Genomic DNA, 16,574 nt, shown 5'->3' with positions numbered 1-16,574 from the left:
CAGTTATCAAGCCCATCGGCTTGACTGTGACTCACAAGGGCTAAATATGCAGCGCTGTGGGTAGTGGGGATTGGGCACCCTATTAAGGTCAAAATATTTCGTATCATTCATCGCCAAAGCGTACCCCCAAGCAACGGTTTCTTTTAATCGGTCATAAATTGCAATCAAATCGCTTTTCGCTTTCCAAAGTTCTTTATCTTGATTAATACCCTCCTGCAAAAAGCTCACTAAATGCCGTTCCTGCTGCTCCATTATCTCCAGCTCATTATCGGCTTGAGCTAAGCTGGTACCGTTTGCCGTCATACGACATAGAACCTTGCGCCATTCGGCACGAGTCTGAATACTTTTAAGTACCAAACTCACTGCCTCTTTACGTTCGCCGTAAATATCAGGAATCCAATTTTTTCCTCGATTACCCCAATCGAGATGATCCCATACCCCATGTCGGGTGAGCAGGTAAAGTAAGATACCCTTAGCCTCTGGGGTATGGTGCAAAAGCCTGTCGGGATTAGCATTAATACTTGCAGAAAGTTTATTACGTCGTCTCGACGCATCAAAATCATCTTTATTTTCGCTTACCAGGACTTTTATGAACTCGTTGAATTTATCAGCGACGTACTCAACATCGCCTTTCAATCTTCCATAGCTTTCATATAGATCACCACCCACACTTTCCATTTGCAAAACGCAGTACCAACTATAGACACCAAAAGCACTTTTATTAACCACATCAAAGAAACCATAATCCAACCGATACAACTGATAAACCAACCAAGCCCCAAACTCCACAATCGTATTAGTGCCCACCTCACAAATAAACCCACCCTTCGCACCCGCACCCCAACACAAACTCGCAGCCACATGAAAGCAGAACTTTCCGTTAATAAACGTACAGTGAAGTTTCCCTCCTGCACCCGCTCCGAGCATGCCACCAATGCTGCCGCCGATAGTGCAGAAATCGGTAAATTCACCGCTGGATTTCAATAAGCCAGCGACAGGGCTGTTGAGGTCTGTGGGCGCCGTTGGCTTGAGCCATTGCACGCCGCCTTTGAGGCTGCCTTCGGCACGCACACCCGCAAAGGCTTCGCCGGAAAGGTTCAGGCCTTCGTCTTCGGCAGCCATCTGGTTGTGAAAGGTTTTGCCTTTGGTTCTTCTTTCCTGAAAGCGCGGCAGTCGGCTGCTGGGCTGACCCGCCAGCAGTTGCTTGTCGCCGGTTGTCACCACTTGCAGTTGCCCTTCCACTTGTACCGAAGCACCGATAAAACCGTTCAATTCCGGGCTCAGGTACAGGCGCAACACGCCCATATCGAAGGTGTTGCCCTTGGCGTTGGTATAGGACAACGACCACCCCAGGCGGTCTGGCACATATGCGGTGAGGTTTACCATCCCGGACGCGACGGTAAGAGTGGCCTTGGCTTCGCCTTTGAGCGCGACATTGCCCTTGCTCGGGTCGAATTCGGCACTGGCCCCTACATTGGATACGAACCGCATAAACTGCGCGCCACCGGACACATCGACGTTGGCACCTAGCGCGGCCTTGCCCACCAGGCTCTTGTTCCAGGCTTCAGCCCATTCCCAGAGCGCGAAATCGTGATTGAGTGATTCAGGATCAAAATCCAACCCGCTCCACTGGACAATGTCTTTCAATTCGAGCTTTATTTTTGGCCAGTTCGCATCGGTCAGTTGTTGCTTGAGTTTCTCGGTATCGATGCGGCGCTGACCGTTTTTATTTTTTCCGTAGATACTCCCTGTACCGCCTTTTTTGTCGTTGCCTTTCAAAGAAACCGTATGCAGTTTTCGACCCTGCTGGCTCTTGCTGAAATAGCCTTTCCTAACATAGGCATAGCGAGCAGGCTTGACGCCGTTTTTTTTCTTCGCCCCCTGCCCCATGATCGGCAGTAGCTCAACAACATCGTCATAGCTCATACCCTCCTGGGAGAATGCCCCAAGTTTGTTGCGCAATGCCTCTCGCTCTTTTTCCAGCTTGGCCTCTGTCGCAGTCACTTTCTGGGTATAGGCCTCGGTTTCAACCGATGAAAGCGTCCTGGTTGAAGTCGTCGTGCCATAGGCCTCCAAGGCCGAGGAATAAGCCTCCTTGGCCAAATGGAACTGATTGACGCGGGTCATCATCTCTCGCCAGTGGTTTTCAAACTCACCGGCTTCGCTGTCTGCAATAAAGACCAGCTCTTCGGTCTCGGGGCAAAAATAGCACTGGGTTGACTGGTGATGCGCCACCACCAGGGAGTCCTGCTTGCTGATCTGGTTTTCAGCACTATGTACATTGGCTTCGGTCATATTTGTGGACTCCAGGATCATTCAAAAAACAACTTGATGCCTTGCGGCTCCAGGCCGTAATGACGCTGTGTGTAGCCGTTGGCATCGGTCATGCCACGCACCACGCTGCCGTCGGCCGCTTCGATGCGATAACTCACGTAGGGTTTAGGTGCATCGCTTACCTTGTCCCTGACCTGGAACCCACCCTGCATCGGGTTTTTATAGATGGGGTCCTGCATAGTCATTGCGGCGAGCGCCGAATTGAGTGACGCAGAACCACCCCAAGTAATGTTGTCGTTCTTGATCCGCAACTCCCCCGGAGCTCCGATCTCGATGGAGCCATCCTTGAGCTTGATGTAAGCGCCTCGACTGACCAGCGTGATGCCTTGCTGAGCATCAACCACGATTTCGCCATTGATGCTGTTCAGGGTCAGTGCCTTGTCCGCTTGCAGTGTCATCCCATCGGTTTGAGCCTGGATATCCACTGGACCACGGGCAGCAAAAAGCTTGAGCCCCAGGGCGTGGGCAAACAGGCTGATGGATTCACCGGCTGCTACGCTGAAACGCTTGAATACACTGACATCGGCACTCTCCCCCGCCGTAGCGGTAAGGGTGTTACCTGCGGACAATTGAATATTTGCTGGAGTCGTGAGTGCCATGCCTGCGGGAGCCGAGGCAATCAGGCCTGCGTCCTTAAGGCGTGTTAGCGCATCCTGTAATCCTTGCTGTGACTGGGCGTCGGCGGGCAAGGCACCTGATACGGAAGCGCTCTGCGCCAGGGCATTTACCAGTTGCAACGCGTTATTGAGTTGCGCCAGCGCAGCACTCATTTCGAGCATATCGCCCTGAGCTTTTGGCTGTGGATCAGCACTAATGAAAATGCCCTTGCCCGCACGGATAGCGGCATGCCCATCAGTACGCAACTCCGCGCCTTCCCCGCGAAGTTTGCGCTCGGCATCCACCAGATGCCCCAGGCTCAGTTGGCTCTTACCACTGTGTTCCGTACTGAGCTTGATATGCTCTTGCCCACGCGTGTCATCCATGCGCAGTTTGTTATTCGCCGGCGTGCGCAACACGTTGCGTTTGTAGTTGCGCAAGGTCACATGGTCGACGTGTTGGCTGTCATGCAGGGCATGGGCGATGTAGGGGCGGTCCGGGTCGCCTTGTTCGAAGGCGATGGCCACTTCGGTGCCGGCTATCAGCGGTAGATGCAGGCCATGGGTGTCACCTGCGTAAGGTCGAGCCAGGCGTAGCCAGACGCTTTCCTGGCCGGGTTTCCAGGTGTCGCGGTCGAAGAGGAAGTTGACTCGGTAGCGGCCTTCTATGTCGATTTCGGCGTAAGGGTCGTGAGCCTTCGGGCTGGTGACGCGGGCCGGGACGGTGCCGGCGATTTGTGGTTTTGGCTGCAGTTTTGGGCGAAAGCACACGCTTTCTGAATAGGGCATCGCTTCGAAAGTCGCGATAAAACTGCTGTCACGGGCCGCCGTGGTGGTCAGCCCGGTGATCACCGCGCCGGTTGTGAAAGCCGCGGGCGCAGCGCCAGACACGTTGAGCACCTGCCCCGGCGTCAGGATGGCACTGCTGCTGATACCGCTGAGTTGGGTCTGCCCGTTTAGGTAGCGCTCATGCCTAAGGCGCGCGTAGAAGTAACCGCTTTCGCTTAGCAGGCGTTCGTCTTGATCGAGGCGATCGCCCAGGGCGCTGTAGGGTTCGGCGAAGTGGTAGGCCTCGCCGTAGGTGGTGGTTGCGCCGCGGGTCTGGTCGATCTCGCCGCTCAGGTAGGCGCTGGCGTCGCGGTGCTGGTAGGCGCGAATGTGCACCTGCTTTTCGACCACCGCGTGGCTCGATTGCAGTTGCCACACCCCGTCCTGGCCACTGCTGCCGAGCCCGGATTGCGGGCGAAAAGGCAGCTCGATGTCGAACTGGTAGAGGCGTTGATCGTCGCAGAATTCGACCACATCGATACCCAGGCGGTCGTCGCTGGTGAAGCGGTACCAAATCCCTACGTCGGCCAGCAGGCGGTCGATAAAGGCCAGGTCGCTTTCGCCGTATTGCATCACCTGTTCACGCCGGGGGTAGTCGCGTTTCAGGCTGAACAGGAAGTGCTGGCCGAGGAAGCCGTGGCGGTTACGCAGGATGCTTTCGACGATCTCCGGCACCGATTGGTGCTGGTAGATGCGGTATTGCTGACCGCGCTCAAGTAACGCCAAACGCGGCCGCAACGTAACGGCATAACAGGCCTGGTCGTTGGAGCCGGAGTCGCGCTTGAAGCCGGTGATCACACCATACAGGGTGCGCAGCGGCTTGATTTCCTCGGGGCTTGGCGCCAGAAACGAGCTTTGTTTTTGCAGGGCGGCGCGCAGGCTGAAACTGGCGTCCTGGCCAAGCAAGGTGTCGGCCGCAAGGTCACGCTCGGTGCTGGTGAACTCTATGGTGTAGGTGTAGGGTTGGCTCAGGTGTTCTTGGCCGGTGAAGGCCAAGACATCGAGCCGGGCTTCGACCTTGCGCACACTCAGGGTGTGTCGGCTGTGGTCGAAAAAAGTCCGCAATCCATCAAGCATGCTCATACCTCCATCGCAACGGGCAGAGCCGGTTCGGGTACATCGGTGAAATGCAGAAGCACCCCCTCCGTCTCGCTATAACCCAGCGTCACGCCAAGGGTTTTCAACCGCGCTGCCTGGCGTTGCAGTAATTGCTGGCTGAGCACCGGCAGGATCTGCTGGTTGAGCAGGCTGTCGATGTTGCGCGCTCCGGTGTCGGGCAGTAGGCAGGCGGCGACCAGGGCTTGGTTGAGGGCCGCGTCGATCTGGCAATCCAAGCCGTAATGACGTTTTAAGCGCTTGGCCACCTGCGCGAGTTTGATCGCAACGATGCTCTGCAGCGCGTCGGCTTGCAGCGGCCGGTAGATCAGGGTTTGGAAGCGTGCCAGCAAGGCCGGTTGGAAGTGCTCGCGCAGGATTGGACGCAGTAGCTCGTGCAGGGTGCTGTCGGGGGCATCGGGGCACTCTTGTAAGAGCTCTTGCAGTTGATCGCTGCCTAAATTGGAGGTCATCAGAATGACCGTGTTGCGAAAGTCGATTTCGCGTCCTTCGCCGTCGCGCATGCAGCCGCGATCGAAGACTTGGTAAAACAGGTTGAGCACGTCGCGGTGGGCCTTTTCGACTTCGTCGAGCAGCACCACGCTGTAGGGGCGTTGGCGTACGGCTTCGGTGAGCACGCCGCCTTGGCCGTAGCCGACGTAACCGGGCGGCGAGCCTTTGAGTTGGCTGACGGTGTGGGCTTCCTGGTATTCAGAAAGGTTGATCGTGATCAGCGACTTTTCGCCGCCGAACAGTTTGTCGGCCAGGGCCAGGGCGGTTTCGGTTTTGCCGACGCCGCTGGTGCCGATCAGCAGGAACACGCCCAGTGGGGCTTTGTCGTCGGTGAGGCCGGTCTTGGCGGCGCGCAGGCGTTGGGCCAGGGCGCCGAGCGCTGGGTCTTGGCCGATGACTTGTTCGGCGAGCTGGTATTCCAGTTCGAGCAGGTTGGCTTGTTCGTCCTTGAGCAGGCTGCCCAGGGGCACGCCGGTCCAGTCGGCGATGACTTCGGCCACGCAGCGGGCGTCGACGTCGAGTGACAGCAATGGCGGCTGGATATCGCTCAATTGGCGCTGCAATGCTGTGCAGGTTTCCCGCTGCAGCGGCTGCGCCTGGCGTGCTTCAATCAGTTGCTGGGTCAGGTCAAGTTCGTGTTGGTATTGGTCTTCCAAATCCAGGGATTGGCGCTGCAGCTCGGCGTGTTGTGCGGCAATTATTGTCAGGCGCTCATCGGCACCGTTGTCACCGAACTGCTGGTCCTGCTCCAACGCCTCGCCCTCCAGTTCCAAGGCTACTTGGCGAGCACGCAGGCGAACCAACGCCTGGGGCTCGCAGTCCAGGCTCATGCGCACGCGGGCGCTGGCGGTGTCGAGCAGGTCGATGGCTTTGTCCGGGAGTTGGCGGCCGGTCAGGTAGCGTCGCGAGAGGGTCACCGCAGCCTGCACTGCTGCATCCTGGATATGCACGCCGTGGTGCTTGGCGTAACGCGCCTTGAGGCCGCGCAACATCAGGCAGGCGCTGGCGTCGTCCGGCTCATCGACCTTGACCATCTGGAAGCGTCGTTCCAGGGCCGCATCGCGTTCGAAATACTGTTTGTATTCGCTCCAGGTGGTGGCGGCGATGGTGCGCAACTCGCCACGGGCCAGGGCGGGTTTGAGCAGATTGGCCGCGTCGGCACCTCCGGCGTGGTTACCGGCGCCGATCAGCGTGTGGGCTTCATCGATAAACAGCAGAACCGGGTTGGGCGAAAGCTGTACGGCTTCGATGACGTTTTTCAGGCGTTGTTCGAATTCGCCTTTTACTCCGGCGCCGGCCTGCAATAAACCCAAGTCGAGGATGCGCACGCTGACTTGCTTGAGGCTGTCGGGGACATTGCCTTCGACGATGCGCAAGGCAAGGCCTTCGACCAGCGCGGTCTTGCCGACGCCCGGCTCGCCTACCAGAATCGGGTTGTTCTTGCGCCGACGGCTGAGAATGTCGATGACTTGACGGATTTCATCGTCACGGCCGAACACCGGATCGATCTGCCCCGCCCAGGCTTTGGCGGTGACGTCGTGGGTGAATCTGTCGAGGGTGATTTTCAGCGCGTCGGACGATTCAGTGCCGGATGCGGCGGGCAATTCGATGCGGTCGAGTGCCGCTGCTTGTTGGACCTGCGGGCGCTCTTCGGAGTGTTGATCGAGCAACTCAAACAAGCGTTGTAACTGGGCATCACTGATACTGAACAGTGGCCAGGCGGCGTCACAGGCCAGCAGGTTCGGCGTCTCCACCAGCGCACCCAGCAGGTGGGCCGAGCGCAGCGTGTTGTTGTTGCCGTCCAACGAAGCCTGCATCCACGCATTTTTTATAAGCTGTTGCAGCTTGCCGCATAGCTGCGGTTTACCTTGCACGCTGCGCGGCAGGCTATCGAGGTGGTCGAGCAGGCCATGCCAGAGGGCGTCCATATCCCACTCATAGCGACGGCCGATCAGGGTCAGGTCGCCCTCGCCCTGCTCCAGCAACTTGAGCAGCCAGTGCTCGATACTGATCACCCCATGGGCACGGCTTTGGCACAAGGTAGCTGCCGCACTCAAAGCCTGAGCGCAGAACGGGTTGAGACGGCGAAGCAAACGGGTGGAATTCTGGGCCATGGGGTACATCCCTGTTCTGGATTTTCAGCGTGTCATCAACGGAATCTGGCAAACCAGCAGGCGCAGATACGCCCGCCGGTCCTTATGCATCAGGCGCTCTGGCGTTCATTCCACGAATCGGAGTGGATGATGTTGCCGTCCTTGTAGGTCCAGGTGACCTTCTCGTAGCGCAGCTCGATCTGTTCCAGGTGGTTGTGCTTCTCTTTGCCAGGGTCTTTGACGTCGTGCATTTTTGGCGCGACTTTCACCACCTTGACGTTCTCCAGCTTGGTGTTGAAGTACTCGACTTCCTGCCCCGCATCATCGATGCGAAACCACTTGAACTCGGCACTCTTGAGGGTCTGCCCGGTGGTCACGGCCTTGTAAAGGTAAGGGCTGGACGCATCGATTTCCTTGGAAAACAGAAACGGGGTGTGTACCCGCGTACCGGTCAATTTGCCGGTGTTGTTGTCGGTAGGGATGTACAGGCTGTGGTCCTGGGCAATCACCTCGATGCTGCCTTCGCGCTTTTGCACGTCCACCGAGCCTTTGATGTTTGCGCCACCGTCGTCTTGCAGCCAGAGGTAAACGGGAATTGCCATGGGTTGAAGCTCCTTTTCTCGGAAATTTAAATGTCGCGGGATGCGACAGGGGGTTGCCTGTCTGGCCCTGCATTAGAGAGCGCGCACGCCCCTGCCTCAGGTACCAGACGGATATCAACGCGGCGGTTGGCAGCACGCCCCGCCTCGGTGTCATTAGTGGTAATCGGTTGGCTGGCGCCGAAGCCCTGCACCGCAAAACAGCTGTCGGGAATGCCGCTCATCTGCTGCATCCAGGTATGCACGGCTGCGGCACGCGCACGGGATAGCTGCAGGTTCTTGTGGGCGTCGCCGGTGGCGTCAGTGTGGCCGGCGATCACGATCAGCCAGCCTGGTTGGGCCTTGATGTCGACCAGCGCATTGATCAGGACTTTGGTCGAGCCTGGCTTGAGTTGGGCACTGCCGGTGGCAAACAGCGACAGGCCGTTCAGCCGAACGGTGTTGGCAACGCGTACCGGCGCAGCAGCCGGCGCAGGGTCTACATGCGCGGCCAACACGGCCTGCAGCGGCGCCCGCAGTGGTTCGCCGCGATACAGGCCCAAGCCGTATGCCAAGGGCGCACCGTGCCGGTAATAAGTGTCCAGGCGCTGGGCGTCCTGACGAAGCACGGTCATGGCGTCTTCACGCCAGATAAATTCGCGCTGCTCACGTTGAGTCGGTTGGGGAATCGCCGCATAGCGCCGCATATCGTCACTGACTTGACGCACCAACAAGGTGTTCTGCCATGCCGAGCTGGCGAGTGCAGCGACAGCGGTAACGGCGAATAACCACAGCGCCGCGATGCTTGCGCGTTGTGCTGGGGCACGCAGCTGGCCACGTGGTAGCAAGCTAAATAGCGGGTCCGGGAACGGCAGGATCGCATCCGCCACCAACGGCCGGTTGTCGGCCAGCGCCACTCTGCTGCGCAACCATTGCTGCCATAGGTTGCCCTTGACGGCATTCGGCAATGCCGGCACGAATTTGACCGCGCAGATCGTCGCCAAACTCGAAGCGCTGTGTGGCAGCACCGCGTCATGCAGCCAGGACACAACGCTGCTCAGCTGTACGCTCGCCTGCATCCGAGCCGCTTGTATGGATGAATCTGCGCCGTGCTGCTGCCACTCACGCAAACTGACGCAAGCGCCCGCATCACGCACACGGACGTCGGCCTGGTCGTTGGCCCAATTGAACCAAGGCTCCTCGCCCCGCGCGGTTTGCAAGTAGCTCACCAGCAACAGCGGCAGCGCCAGGCCACGCTTACGCGTCAAGGCCAGTTGATGACTGAAAGCGCGCACCTGGCCAGCGAGTACAGCACTGTCGCTGTGCTCGCCAGGGTTAACACAGAACATCACATTGAGTTGCGCGCCCCAGTCAGGGCGAAGGGCCAGGATGGCATCGGTAACAGCCGGCAACTGGTCCAGGCTGGAGACACGGACATAACAACCTTGCTGGGTCACGCGCAGGGCCATCTGTTCAACAGACACCACGCCAAATAGACCGTCCAGACCATCACCGCAAACGAGCACTACGGGCTGACGAAACACGCCTGCAGGCAGGTCCTTGATATTGGCCACCCCACGCTGTTGAACTGCACGGCGCCCTGACAAAACCCAGGCCAGCGCAACACAGCCCAATACGGTCAACACGCCAAAGGCTCGCACCCACTGTTCGAGCGGAACGATGACCAGCAAAGCGACAGCCAAAGCCCCCGCCCACAAATAAAGAATTCGACGCAGGTAGCAGGTCATTTCACCCTCCCCCTTGCCCAGGCAAGAGCGAGGCAATCGCGCCGCTCAACAGGTGATCCAACCCCCACCATGTGGCTCCCAGCAATGCAGCCACCGCCAGAACATGCGTCAGCGGTAAACGCAGCCAGGTCATCCCAGCGATCCAGTTGCCACGTCCCACCTGCGTAATCAGGCGTTGATTGATACTAAGGGGCGTAATCCGGGCTCCGAGGGCAGCCATTAATTGCTCGCGCTCTGGATCACTCAGCTCCCGGTAACGCCCACGAAAGCCCGACATCAATATCCGTTGAAAGGCCGTAATTACCTGCCGATCGGGCGCTGGCTCGCGCAACACTTCGCGCATTTCCTCGTACAGGGATTCTCCCGCCTGGTGGCGATTGAAAAACCGCGTCTGTAACGGTTCTCTGGCCCATAAGTCCCGCGCGTCTTTGTCGGCGGACGTGAGCACGGCTTCATCAAGCAACGCACATTGCGCATGGCTGATACGGTCCACGTTGCGCGGGCTCGAGCCCGCCTGCTTGAGCGCCTGCCGCACCTCCTCAACCTGCGCCACACACAGCTGCATCAGTTCGCGACCGTTCTGCACGCTGGCGCCCTGGCGCAACTCAACCACCAGCAGGTAGGTGTCTTGCAACAGTGCATCGATATCCACTGGGTTCATGAGCGCAACACCGCAAACAGTTCAAGTTTCACGTCGGCCAAGGTGCTTGGCACATAGAACGCACAGACCCCTTCATCGAGCATGGCCTGGCCCTTGGGATGGCTGAGATCCAGCGCGAAATACTGGTTTTCCAGACGTAACGGAATCGCCGCCGGCACATGGCTGAGGGACTGCAACGGCACACCATCGAGGGCGACGTTGACCAGGTAGTTGACGTCGTCCGGCGTGCCGATCTTGCACAGCCGCGGGAACTGATCCTGCAATTGCGCGGCTGGCAGGCGGCAACGCACCGACAGATAGAAATCAGCCCCATCACGCTCACGCAGGCGCGGGTCATTCAGCGTGACCTGCCAGCGATTGGCACTCACTTCTTCCAACTCCAGCGCTATTACACGCGATGGCAGGCTGGCTTCCAGCAAGGTTGAAATGGTGCGCATCAAGGGTGGCAATACGCTTTCCAGCTGTTCATGCCGATAAGCCGGAATCGTGTCGATATTGTGTTCCAGCGAGAAGGTCAGTAGCCCCCCGGCCAGCTTGATCAATTGCTGATAGACCTGCTCCGGATGCCGCGCGGGAAACGCCTGAAGATCCGCCAATACCGGCTGGTAGGTATTCAAGGCGTTGAGCAGCCAGAACAGTGAAACATCCGCCACGGCAAAGTCGGCCATGCGCTGATTGCTTTCGCGGCGCATGCCCATCAACCGTTGCCGCTTGGCGGATAGCTGCGTCAGCAGGTTGTCCAGCTGAGTCAACAGCCCCGCATGCGCAGCGAAACTCAGCAGCGGCGGCACATAGGTCGGATCAAGATTCCAGGCACCCTGCCCGTCACGCACCAGGCGTGCGACCGGGCAGGTCAGGTAGTCGGCATTGTCATCCGTGTGCAGACGCAGGCTCAGGGCGTGTTCCAGCACACCGATCGACTGCGCCTCGTCGGCATAAATGTCCTGTACTTCACGCCAGGCCTGGCGGTAACGCATAGGGCGATCGGCGCGGCCACCTTCGAACAGGCAGTTGTTGCCATTGGCCTGCTCCAGCGGCAGTGCCAGGTGCACTATCGCCTGCTGATCAGCCCCGGCCACCATTTGCGCCAGCTCCACTGCGGGCGGCAGTCTATCGACATGATCGGTATCAACCAGGGTGCCATCGGGCATACGTACACACACCTGGGTGGCCTTGAGTTTCCCCAGGCGCAAGGCCTCCGTGTCGAAACCGACCCCCAGCACACCCCAGGGGTGTACCCGCGATAAATGCGCCAGGCTCTCGTTGGTCCAAGCCTCCCAGCGTGCCTGCTGCTGGAATTGTTGCGGCGACAGCAAAGCGCCCGCGGCCCACAGGGGGCGGTCGATTTTCATCACATTATTTCCCCGAGAAGTGGCTTAGGCCTTGGCCTTGGGCATTTGCGAAACCAGCGACAAATTGACGTCCATGCCCTCGACCTGGAAGTGCGGCACGGCGTACAACTTGACGCGGAAGAAGCCGGGGTTGTCCTCGATGTCTTCCACCGTAACCTTGGCGTCGCGAAGCGGGTGCGAAGCCTGAAGGTCATCGCCGGGATCGCTCATCTCGGTCACCAACCCGCCAATCCATTTGTTCAGCTCCAACTCCAGCAGGCGGCGGTCCTTGGTAGTGCCGATGTTTTCGCGCTGGATCAGCTTCAGGTAATGGGCGATGCGTGAGAGCAGGAAGATGTACGGCAGGCGTGCGTTAATCCGGCTGTTGGCGGTAGCGTCGGCGGTGTCATACAGCGCCGGTTTCTGCGCCGAGTTGGCGGAGAAAAAGCACGCGTAGTCGCGGTTCTTGTAGTACGAAAGCGGGATGAAACCGAGGTTGGCGAATTCAAACTCGCGGGTTTCCGGAATCATCACTTCCGAGGGGATCTTGACCTGATTGCCGATGCCAAGATCGTACAAGTGGATCGGCAACTCAGTGACCGCGCCACCCGATTGCGGCCCACGAATCTGCACACACCAGCCATTGGTGATGAAGCTCTTGACCATGTTGGCCGCGAAGGCGAACGAAGCGTTGGTCCACAGGTACTTGGCGTGGTCCGGGCCCTTGACGCTCTCGACGTAATTGAAACTGCGTACCGGGATGGTGTCCGGCCCGTAGGGCAGCCGGCCCAACACACGCGGCATGGTCAGGCCGATGTAACGTGCATCGTCGCTGTCACGGAACGCCTTCCACTTGATGTATTCAGCGCGGTCAAAGTAGTTGCCGATATCCTTGATCGCGGCCACCTCCTCCATGGTGTCCTTGCCGAAGAACGCCGGGCCTACGGAACCCACGAACGGCATATGGGCGGCTGCCGCCACTTTGGAAATATTGCGCAGCAGGGCGATGTCCTGCGGGCCACGGTCGAATTCATAGTTGGAGATGGCCGCGGCAATCGGCTCGCCGCCCGGGGTGTCGTACTCCTGGGTGTAGGTGTGCAGGTACAAGCCACTTTGGGCGATTTCGGGGGCGTCCTCGAAGTCCTGCACCAGGTGGTCCTTGCTGATATCCAGCAACTCAATGCGCACGTTCTGGCGGAAGTCCGTCTGGTCAATCAGCGACTTCACACCACGCCAGGTTGATTCGACTCGCTGGAAATCCGGGTGGTGCATGACCGCGTCGAGTTGACGGCTGATCTGCATATCCAATGACGCGATATGCTCGTCCAGCAGGACCTTATCCAGGCGTTCGACTTTTTGCGGTGATTGCTTAAGCAACTTTAAAAATACACTGACCGCAGCCGTTACGCGTTCATCGGCCGACACCTCGGAAAGTGCCTCCGAGTTTTGAAACACCTCGATGCCACCCAAAACTTTAACAGGGCTTAAGTTAATCTTGCTGAACAGCGCGCCATAAACACCGCTACTTTCTTCAGACAACACTGTAGCGCCGTGCGATTGCACGTTCGAACTCTCTGTGGACATAGTGAAACTTCCCTTTTGAAACTAACGGTATGAATTAACGTTGCTCTTTAGGCGCCAAGGCAGCCAGCTCGGCGCGCAACTCGTCACTGAGCGCGTCATCCTTGAGGATGCGCTCCAACTCATGGCGGAAGGTCACGTTATCCAGCAGGTTCGATTTGAGATCACGCAACAGATTGCGCATCGCCAGCAAGGCGCGCAGTTGCGGAATCTGCCGCGCCACCTGTTCGGGCGCAAAGTCCTTCATGCTCTGAAAATTCAGCTCGACCGACGTATCCGACGCGTCGCCCGCCAAGGTGTTATCGACGGCAAGCTTGAGGCTAGGCGAAAACTCGCCCAGCACGCTGTCAAAGTTGTTTTTATTGATGTCGACCTTGCCGCGCTCAGAGAGCGGGCGCTGTTCTTTGCCGTTGCTGTAGTCGCCCATCACCATCAGCTTCAGCGGCAATTCGACTTTTTTCTGAGCACCACCGGTATGCAGGTCAAGCTTGATATTGACCCGCGCCTTGGGCACTTCGTTTTGGAAACTGTTTGAAGCCATAACCCCTCCATTCCAACTGACGAGCGGCTTACCCGCCAACCCGCCGTAGTCTACGATTCTGATTAAATTTGAGACGTTAAAGCGCTTACACAACATGAGGGGCGCTCACTTCCTGCCAAAACACAATGGACTATTTCAGATATTCCTTACTAGTCTCTACATTGCGATGGGGAGCTTTCAGCGGAGCTTTGAAGACACTTCCTACAATTCACCCCTTGAGGCAGCAATCACGCGGACTGTCCTGGGATTGCTCTTACATTAAGAAGAAGTATCAATGACGGACTTTTCAGCAAACAAAAAGCCAAACAAAACAACAAGTCTATCTATGCAATAAACATTGTTTATCTATATAGACGAGAACAACACAAAAGGCAGCTTCAAGGTATTGAAGCCGCCAAGTTATCACTGACACGCGGGGATATAGCGGGGGAACATCCGTGTAGCACTGTGCAACCGTAAATCGAAGCCTAACTCAACAAAACCACCCCACCTGGCAGTTCCGTACATTTTGCGCCATAGGCATCCCGAATCAACAACGCCACGCCCGCCAGCTGCTGCAGGCTGAACCGCGCCTGCACGCGACGCTGGCCCAGCTCCCTGTTGAGTAACAGCAACATTCCCGGCCGGTAGCGGTTGATCTCGTCCACTACCGTCGCCAGTGTGGCGTTGTTGAACACCAATACCTGTTCGCGCCAGGCCACGACCGCCTGGGTATCGACTACCACCGGTTCACCTACCTCGGCGGCGCTGTAGCTCAGCTGGCGCCCGCCCTCAAGCCGCACACTGCGACCCGCGACATCTACCGACAGCGAGCCCTCGATGCAGGTCACGCACACCTTGTTATCGGTGTTACGCAGATTGAACCGCGCCTCCCCGGCGCTCACCCAACCGTCGCCGGCCAGTACCTTGAGCGGTTGCGCAACATGGGCGAGCACTTCAACTTCGCCTTCGAGCAATTCAATGCCCTGCCCCACCCGACTGACGCGCGTCTGGGTGTTGAGTTCCAGGCTGACCCCGTCGCCCAGCAGCACTTGCCGCTGCTCGCCCACCTCGGTGCGATAGTCCGCCGTGAGGCCGGCAAAACCGCCGGGGGCACCCACGCGGACCATTACCACGGCTGCCGATGCGGCAATCGCACCGCCGAGGAAAGCACGTCGGCCGAACGAACGGGGCTGCGAGACTTGCGCCGCAGCCGGCGCCAATTGCTGCCATAACGCCTTGGCCTGCTCGAACGCCTGGGCGTGTTCGGCGCTTTGCGCGCGCCAGGCCTGCAAGGCCTTGGCATCGGCCACGGTGGCGCGGCCCGAGGTCAGCAGGAGCAGCCACTCGCGGGCTTCATCGTGCACGGGGCTGGCAGCGGTTTGCCGGGCGGTGGAGAGGCTAAAAATGTTCAAGCGCGCACATACTCACGGATTTATCAGGGACTCGACACTAAGACGGTTTTCCGGCCCCGGGACCGAACCGCTGGATCACTTTTCTTTCCAGGCGCTTGGCGCAGTGGCCGAGGGCGGCCTTGATTTCCTTCTCGACCATGCGCGTGGAAATCCCGAAACGCTGGGAGATTTCCAGGTGCGGCGCCTCTTCCAGGCGGGCGGCAATAAGGATCTTGCGGCGCCGTGCCGGCAGTTCGTAGAGGGCCTTGACCAGGGATTGGATTTCTTTCTGGCCACCCACCACCCGCGAGGGGTCCTGGGCTTCGTCAGCGCTTTGCAGCAACTCTTCCACTTCGCTGCCGGTGAGCAAGCGCGCATCGGCCTGGCGACGGTCAGCGGCAATGTTCAAGGCCATGCGGTAGAGGTAGGCGTTGGGTTGCGCCAGGTTTGGCGGCACCTCCATGCGGTCGACCCGCAGGTAGGTTTCGTGCAGGACGTCGTTGGCCAGGTCCTCCGAACCCAGGCGCTTGCGCAAACGCACCTTGAAGTCGTCGTAGGAGGCCAGGAACAGGCTGACCATCGTACTGTGCCCGGTATTTTTCATCCGCCCCAGGCTCCTTTTGCTGCTGTGCATTCCATGCGTATTCCTGTTGTGTCGGGCATCAGAAGTAACGTCACCGGCTGACGCAGCGAACTCGGTGCCGGGCGATCCACTCGCGCTGCGCCCAGGCTGCGTACCAGTGCTTCATCACGTTGTTCATCACCGGTGGAGCTGACCAGCCGGCTGTGTTCGATCACACCCAACGGGTTGACCCAAACCTGCACCAGCGCGCGAAAACTGCCGGGGCGGGTCAGGGGCGACCGGCACAGGCTGGCTTCGATCGCCTGCTGCAACGCCGTGGCGTAGCTGTTGTTGATGCGCGCCGCGTGCCGTGCCGCCGCGCCTCGGGTGGCGGCTGGCGGGCTGACCTCGGGGGTCTGCAAGGTAAATGCATCGCTGCGTGCGTAACGCGCCATCAGGCCACTCCCGGTCAGCAACATCGCCAGTGCCTCTTGCGCCGTAAAGCGCCCGCGCACGCCGATAGAGCGCCGGCCCCGGGTCAACTCACGGTCGACCAGCACCGCCATGCCGGTGGCGCGGCTATACGCTTGCAGGGCGTGTTCGAGGTCTTGCGCCGGCAGGTTCAACACCAGCGGCGCTGACTCTGCCTGCGCCGCACCACCACTGGCCAGCAGCAACAGCAAGACCAGGGCGCATACGGCACGCCTCCAGGCTCCCTGCTCACCCGCTGCTCTGCATCG

Annotated in this window: 12 protein-coding genes; all 12 read right to left on the bottom strand. The window is 58.9% G+C overall.

Annotated features, from left to right (window positions below):
- Positions 1-6: 6 nt before the first annotated feature.
- Positions 7-2,295: an ATPase gene (locus CXQ82_RS11320; RefSeq protein WP_157832150.1), complete on the bottom strand. Its 2,289-nt coding sequence runs from the start codon at positions 2,293-2,295 to the stop codon at positions 7-9.
- Positions 2,296-2,312: 17 nt separating this feature from the next.
- The gene (locus tag CXQ82_RS11315; protein WP_101268871.1) at positions 2,313-4,835 is read right to left on the bottom strand and encodes a type VI secretion system Vgr family protein; all 2,523 of its coding nucleotides are present in this window, start codon (positions 4,833-4,835) and stop codon (positions 2,313-2,315) included.
- Positions 4,836-4,837: 2 nt separating this feature from the next.
- Positions 4,838-7,480 (bottom strand): type VI secretion system ATPase TssH, encoded by a 2,643-nt coding sequence (gene tssH, locus CXQ82_RS11310; protein WP_101268869.1) that lies wholly within the window; start codon positions 7,478-7,480, stop codon positions 4,838-4,840.
- 89 nt (positions 7,481-7,569) lie between these two features.
- Positions 7,570-8,061 (bottom strand): Hcp family type VI secretion system effector, encoded by a 492-nt coding sequence (locus CXQ82_RS11305; RefSeq protein WP_101268867.1) that lies wholly within the window; start codon positions 8,059-8,061, stop codon positions 7,570-7,572.
- A gap of 26 nt (positions 8,062-8,087) precedes the next feature.
- Positions 8,088-9,785, bottom strand: a complete 1,698-nt coding sequence (locus CXQ82_RS11300) for an OmpA family protein (RefSeq protein WP_101268865.1) — start codon at positions 9,783-9,785, stop codon at positions 8,088-8,090.
- A 1-nt stretch (position 9,786) separates the two neighbouring features.
- Positions 9,787-10,446: a type VI secretion system protein TssL, short form gene (tssL, locus tag CXQ82_RS11295; protein WP_101268862.1), complete on the bottom strand. Its 660-nt coding sequence runs from the start codon at positions 10,444-10,446 to the stop codon at positions 9,787-9,789.
- Complete coding sequence (tssK, locus tag CXQ82_RS11290; protein ID WP_101268859.1) at positions 10,443-11,798, bottom strand: type VI secretion system baseplate subunit TssK; 1,356 nt, start codon at positions 11,796-11,798, stop codon at positions 10,443-10,445. Before tssK ends, tssL begins: the two co-directional genes overlap by 4 nt.
- Positions 11,799-11,822: 24 nt before the next feature.
- A complete protein-coding gene (gene tssC, locus CXQ82_RS11285; protein ID WP_101268857.1) occupies positions 11,823-13,361 on the bottom strand; it encodes a type VI secretion system contractile sheath large subunit in 1,539 nt (512 codons plus the stop codon).
- A 34-nt stretch (positions 13,362-13,395) separates the two neighbouring features.
- A complete protein-coding gene (tssB, locus tag CXQ82_RS11280; protein ID WP_101268856.1) occupies positions 13,396-13,899 on the bottom strand; it encodes a type VI secretion system contractile sheath small subunit in 504 nt (167 codons plus the stop codon).
- A 467-nt stretch (positions 13,900-14,366) separates the two neighbouring features.
- Positions 14,367-15,293, bottom strand: a complete 927-nt coding sequence (locus CXQ82_RS11275) for a FecR domain-containing protein (RefSeq protein ID WP_101268853.1) — start codon at positions 15,291-15,293, stop codon at positions 14,367-14,369.
- Positions 15,294-15,330: 37 nt separating this feature from the next.
- Positions 15,331-15,876, bottom strand: a complete 546-nt coding sequence (locus CXQ82_RS11270; RefSeq protein ID WP_101268851.1) for an RNA polymerase sigma factor — start codon at positions 15,874-15,876, stop codon at positions 15,331-15,333.
- Complete coding sequence (locus CXQ82_RS11265) at positions 15,873-16,517, bottom strand: secretin and TonB N-terminal domain-containing protein (RefSeq protein ID WP_101268849.1); 645 nt, start codon at positions 16,515-16,517, stop codon at positions 15,873-15,875. The genes CXQ82_RS11270 and CXQ82_RS11265 overlap by 4 nt, the downstream gene beginning before the upstream one ends.
- Between the last annotated feature and the right edge of the window lie 57 nt (positions 16,518-16,574).

Source organism: Pseudomonas sp. S09G 359 (assembly GCF_002843605.1).
Classification (GTDB): domain Bacteria; phylum Pseudomonadota; class Gammaproteobacteria; order Pseudomonadales; family Pseudomonadaceae; genus Aquipseudomonas.
This window is presented reverse-complemented; position numbering and strand designations above follow the sequence as displayed.

Excerpts from the sequence above, each read along its gene's own strand:
- CXQ82_RS11320 (WP_157832150.1), bottom strand. The coding sequence starts at position 2,295 with ATGACCGAAGCCAATGTACATAGTGCTGAAAACCAGATCAGCAAGCAG.
- CXQ82_RS11315 (WP_101268871.1), bottom strand. The coding sequence starts at position 4,835 with ATGCTTGATGGATTGCGGACTTTTTTCGACCACAGCCGACACACCCTG.
- tssH (WP_101268869.1), bottom strand. The coding sequence starts at position 7,480 with ATGGCCCAGAATTCCACCCGTTTGCTTCGCCGTCTCAACCCGTTCTGC.
- CXQ82_RS11305 (WP_101268867.1), bottom strand. The coding sequence starts at position 8,061 with ATGGCAATTCCCGTTTACCTCTGGCTGCAAGACGACGGTGGCGCAAAC.
- CXQ82_RS11300 (WP_101268865.1), bottom strand. The coding sequence starts at position 9,785 with ATGACCTGCTACCTGCGTCGAATTCTTTATTTGTGGGCGGGGGCTTTG.
- tssL (WP_101268862.1), bottom strand. The coding sequence starts at position 10,446 with ATGAACCCAGTGGATATCGATGCACTGTTGCAAGACACCTACCTGCTG.
- tssK (WP_101268859.1), bottom strand. The coding sequence starts at position 11,798 with ATGAAAATCGACCGCCCCCTGTGGGCCGCGGGCGCTTTGCTGTCGCCG.
- tssC (WP_101268857.1), bottom strand. The coding sequence starts at position 13,361 with ATGTCCACAGAGAGTTCGAACGTGCAATCGCACGGCGCTACAGTGTTG.
- tssB (WP_101268856.1), bottom strand. The coding sequence starts at position 13,899 with ATGGCTTCAAACAGTTTCCAAAACGAAGTGCCCAAGGCGCGGGTCAAT.
- CXQ82_RS11270 (WP_101268851.1), bottom strand. The coding sequence starts at position 15,876 with ATGAAAAATACCGGGCACAGTACGATGGTCAGCCTGTTCCTGGCCTCC.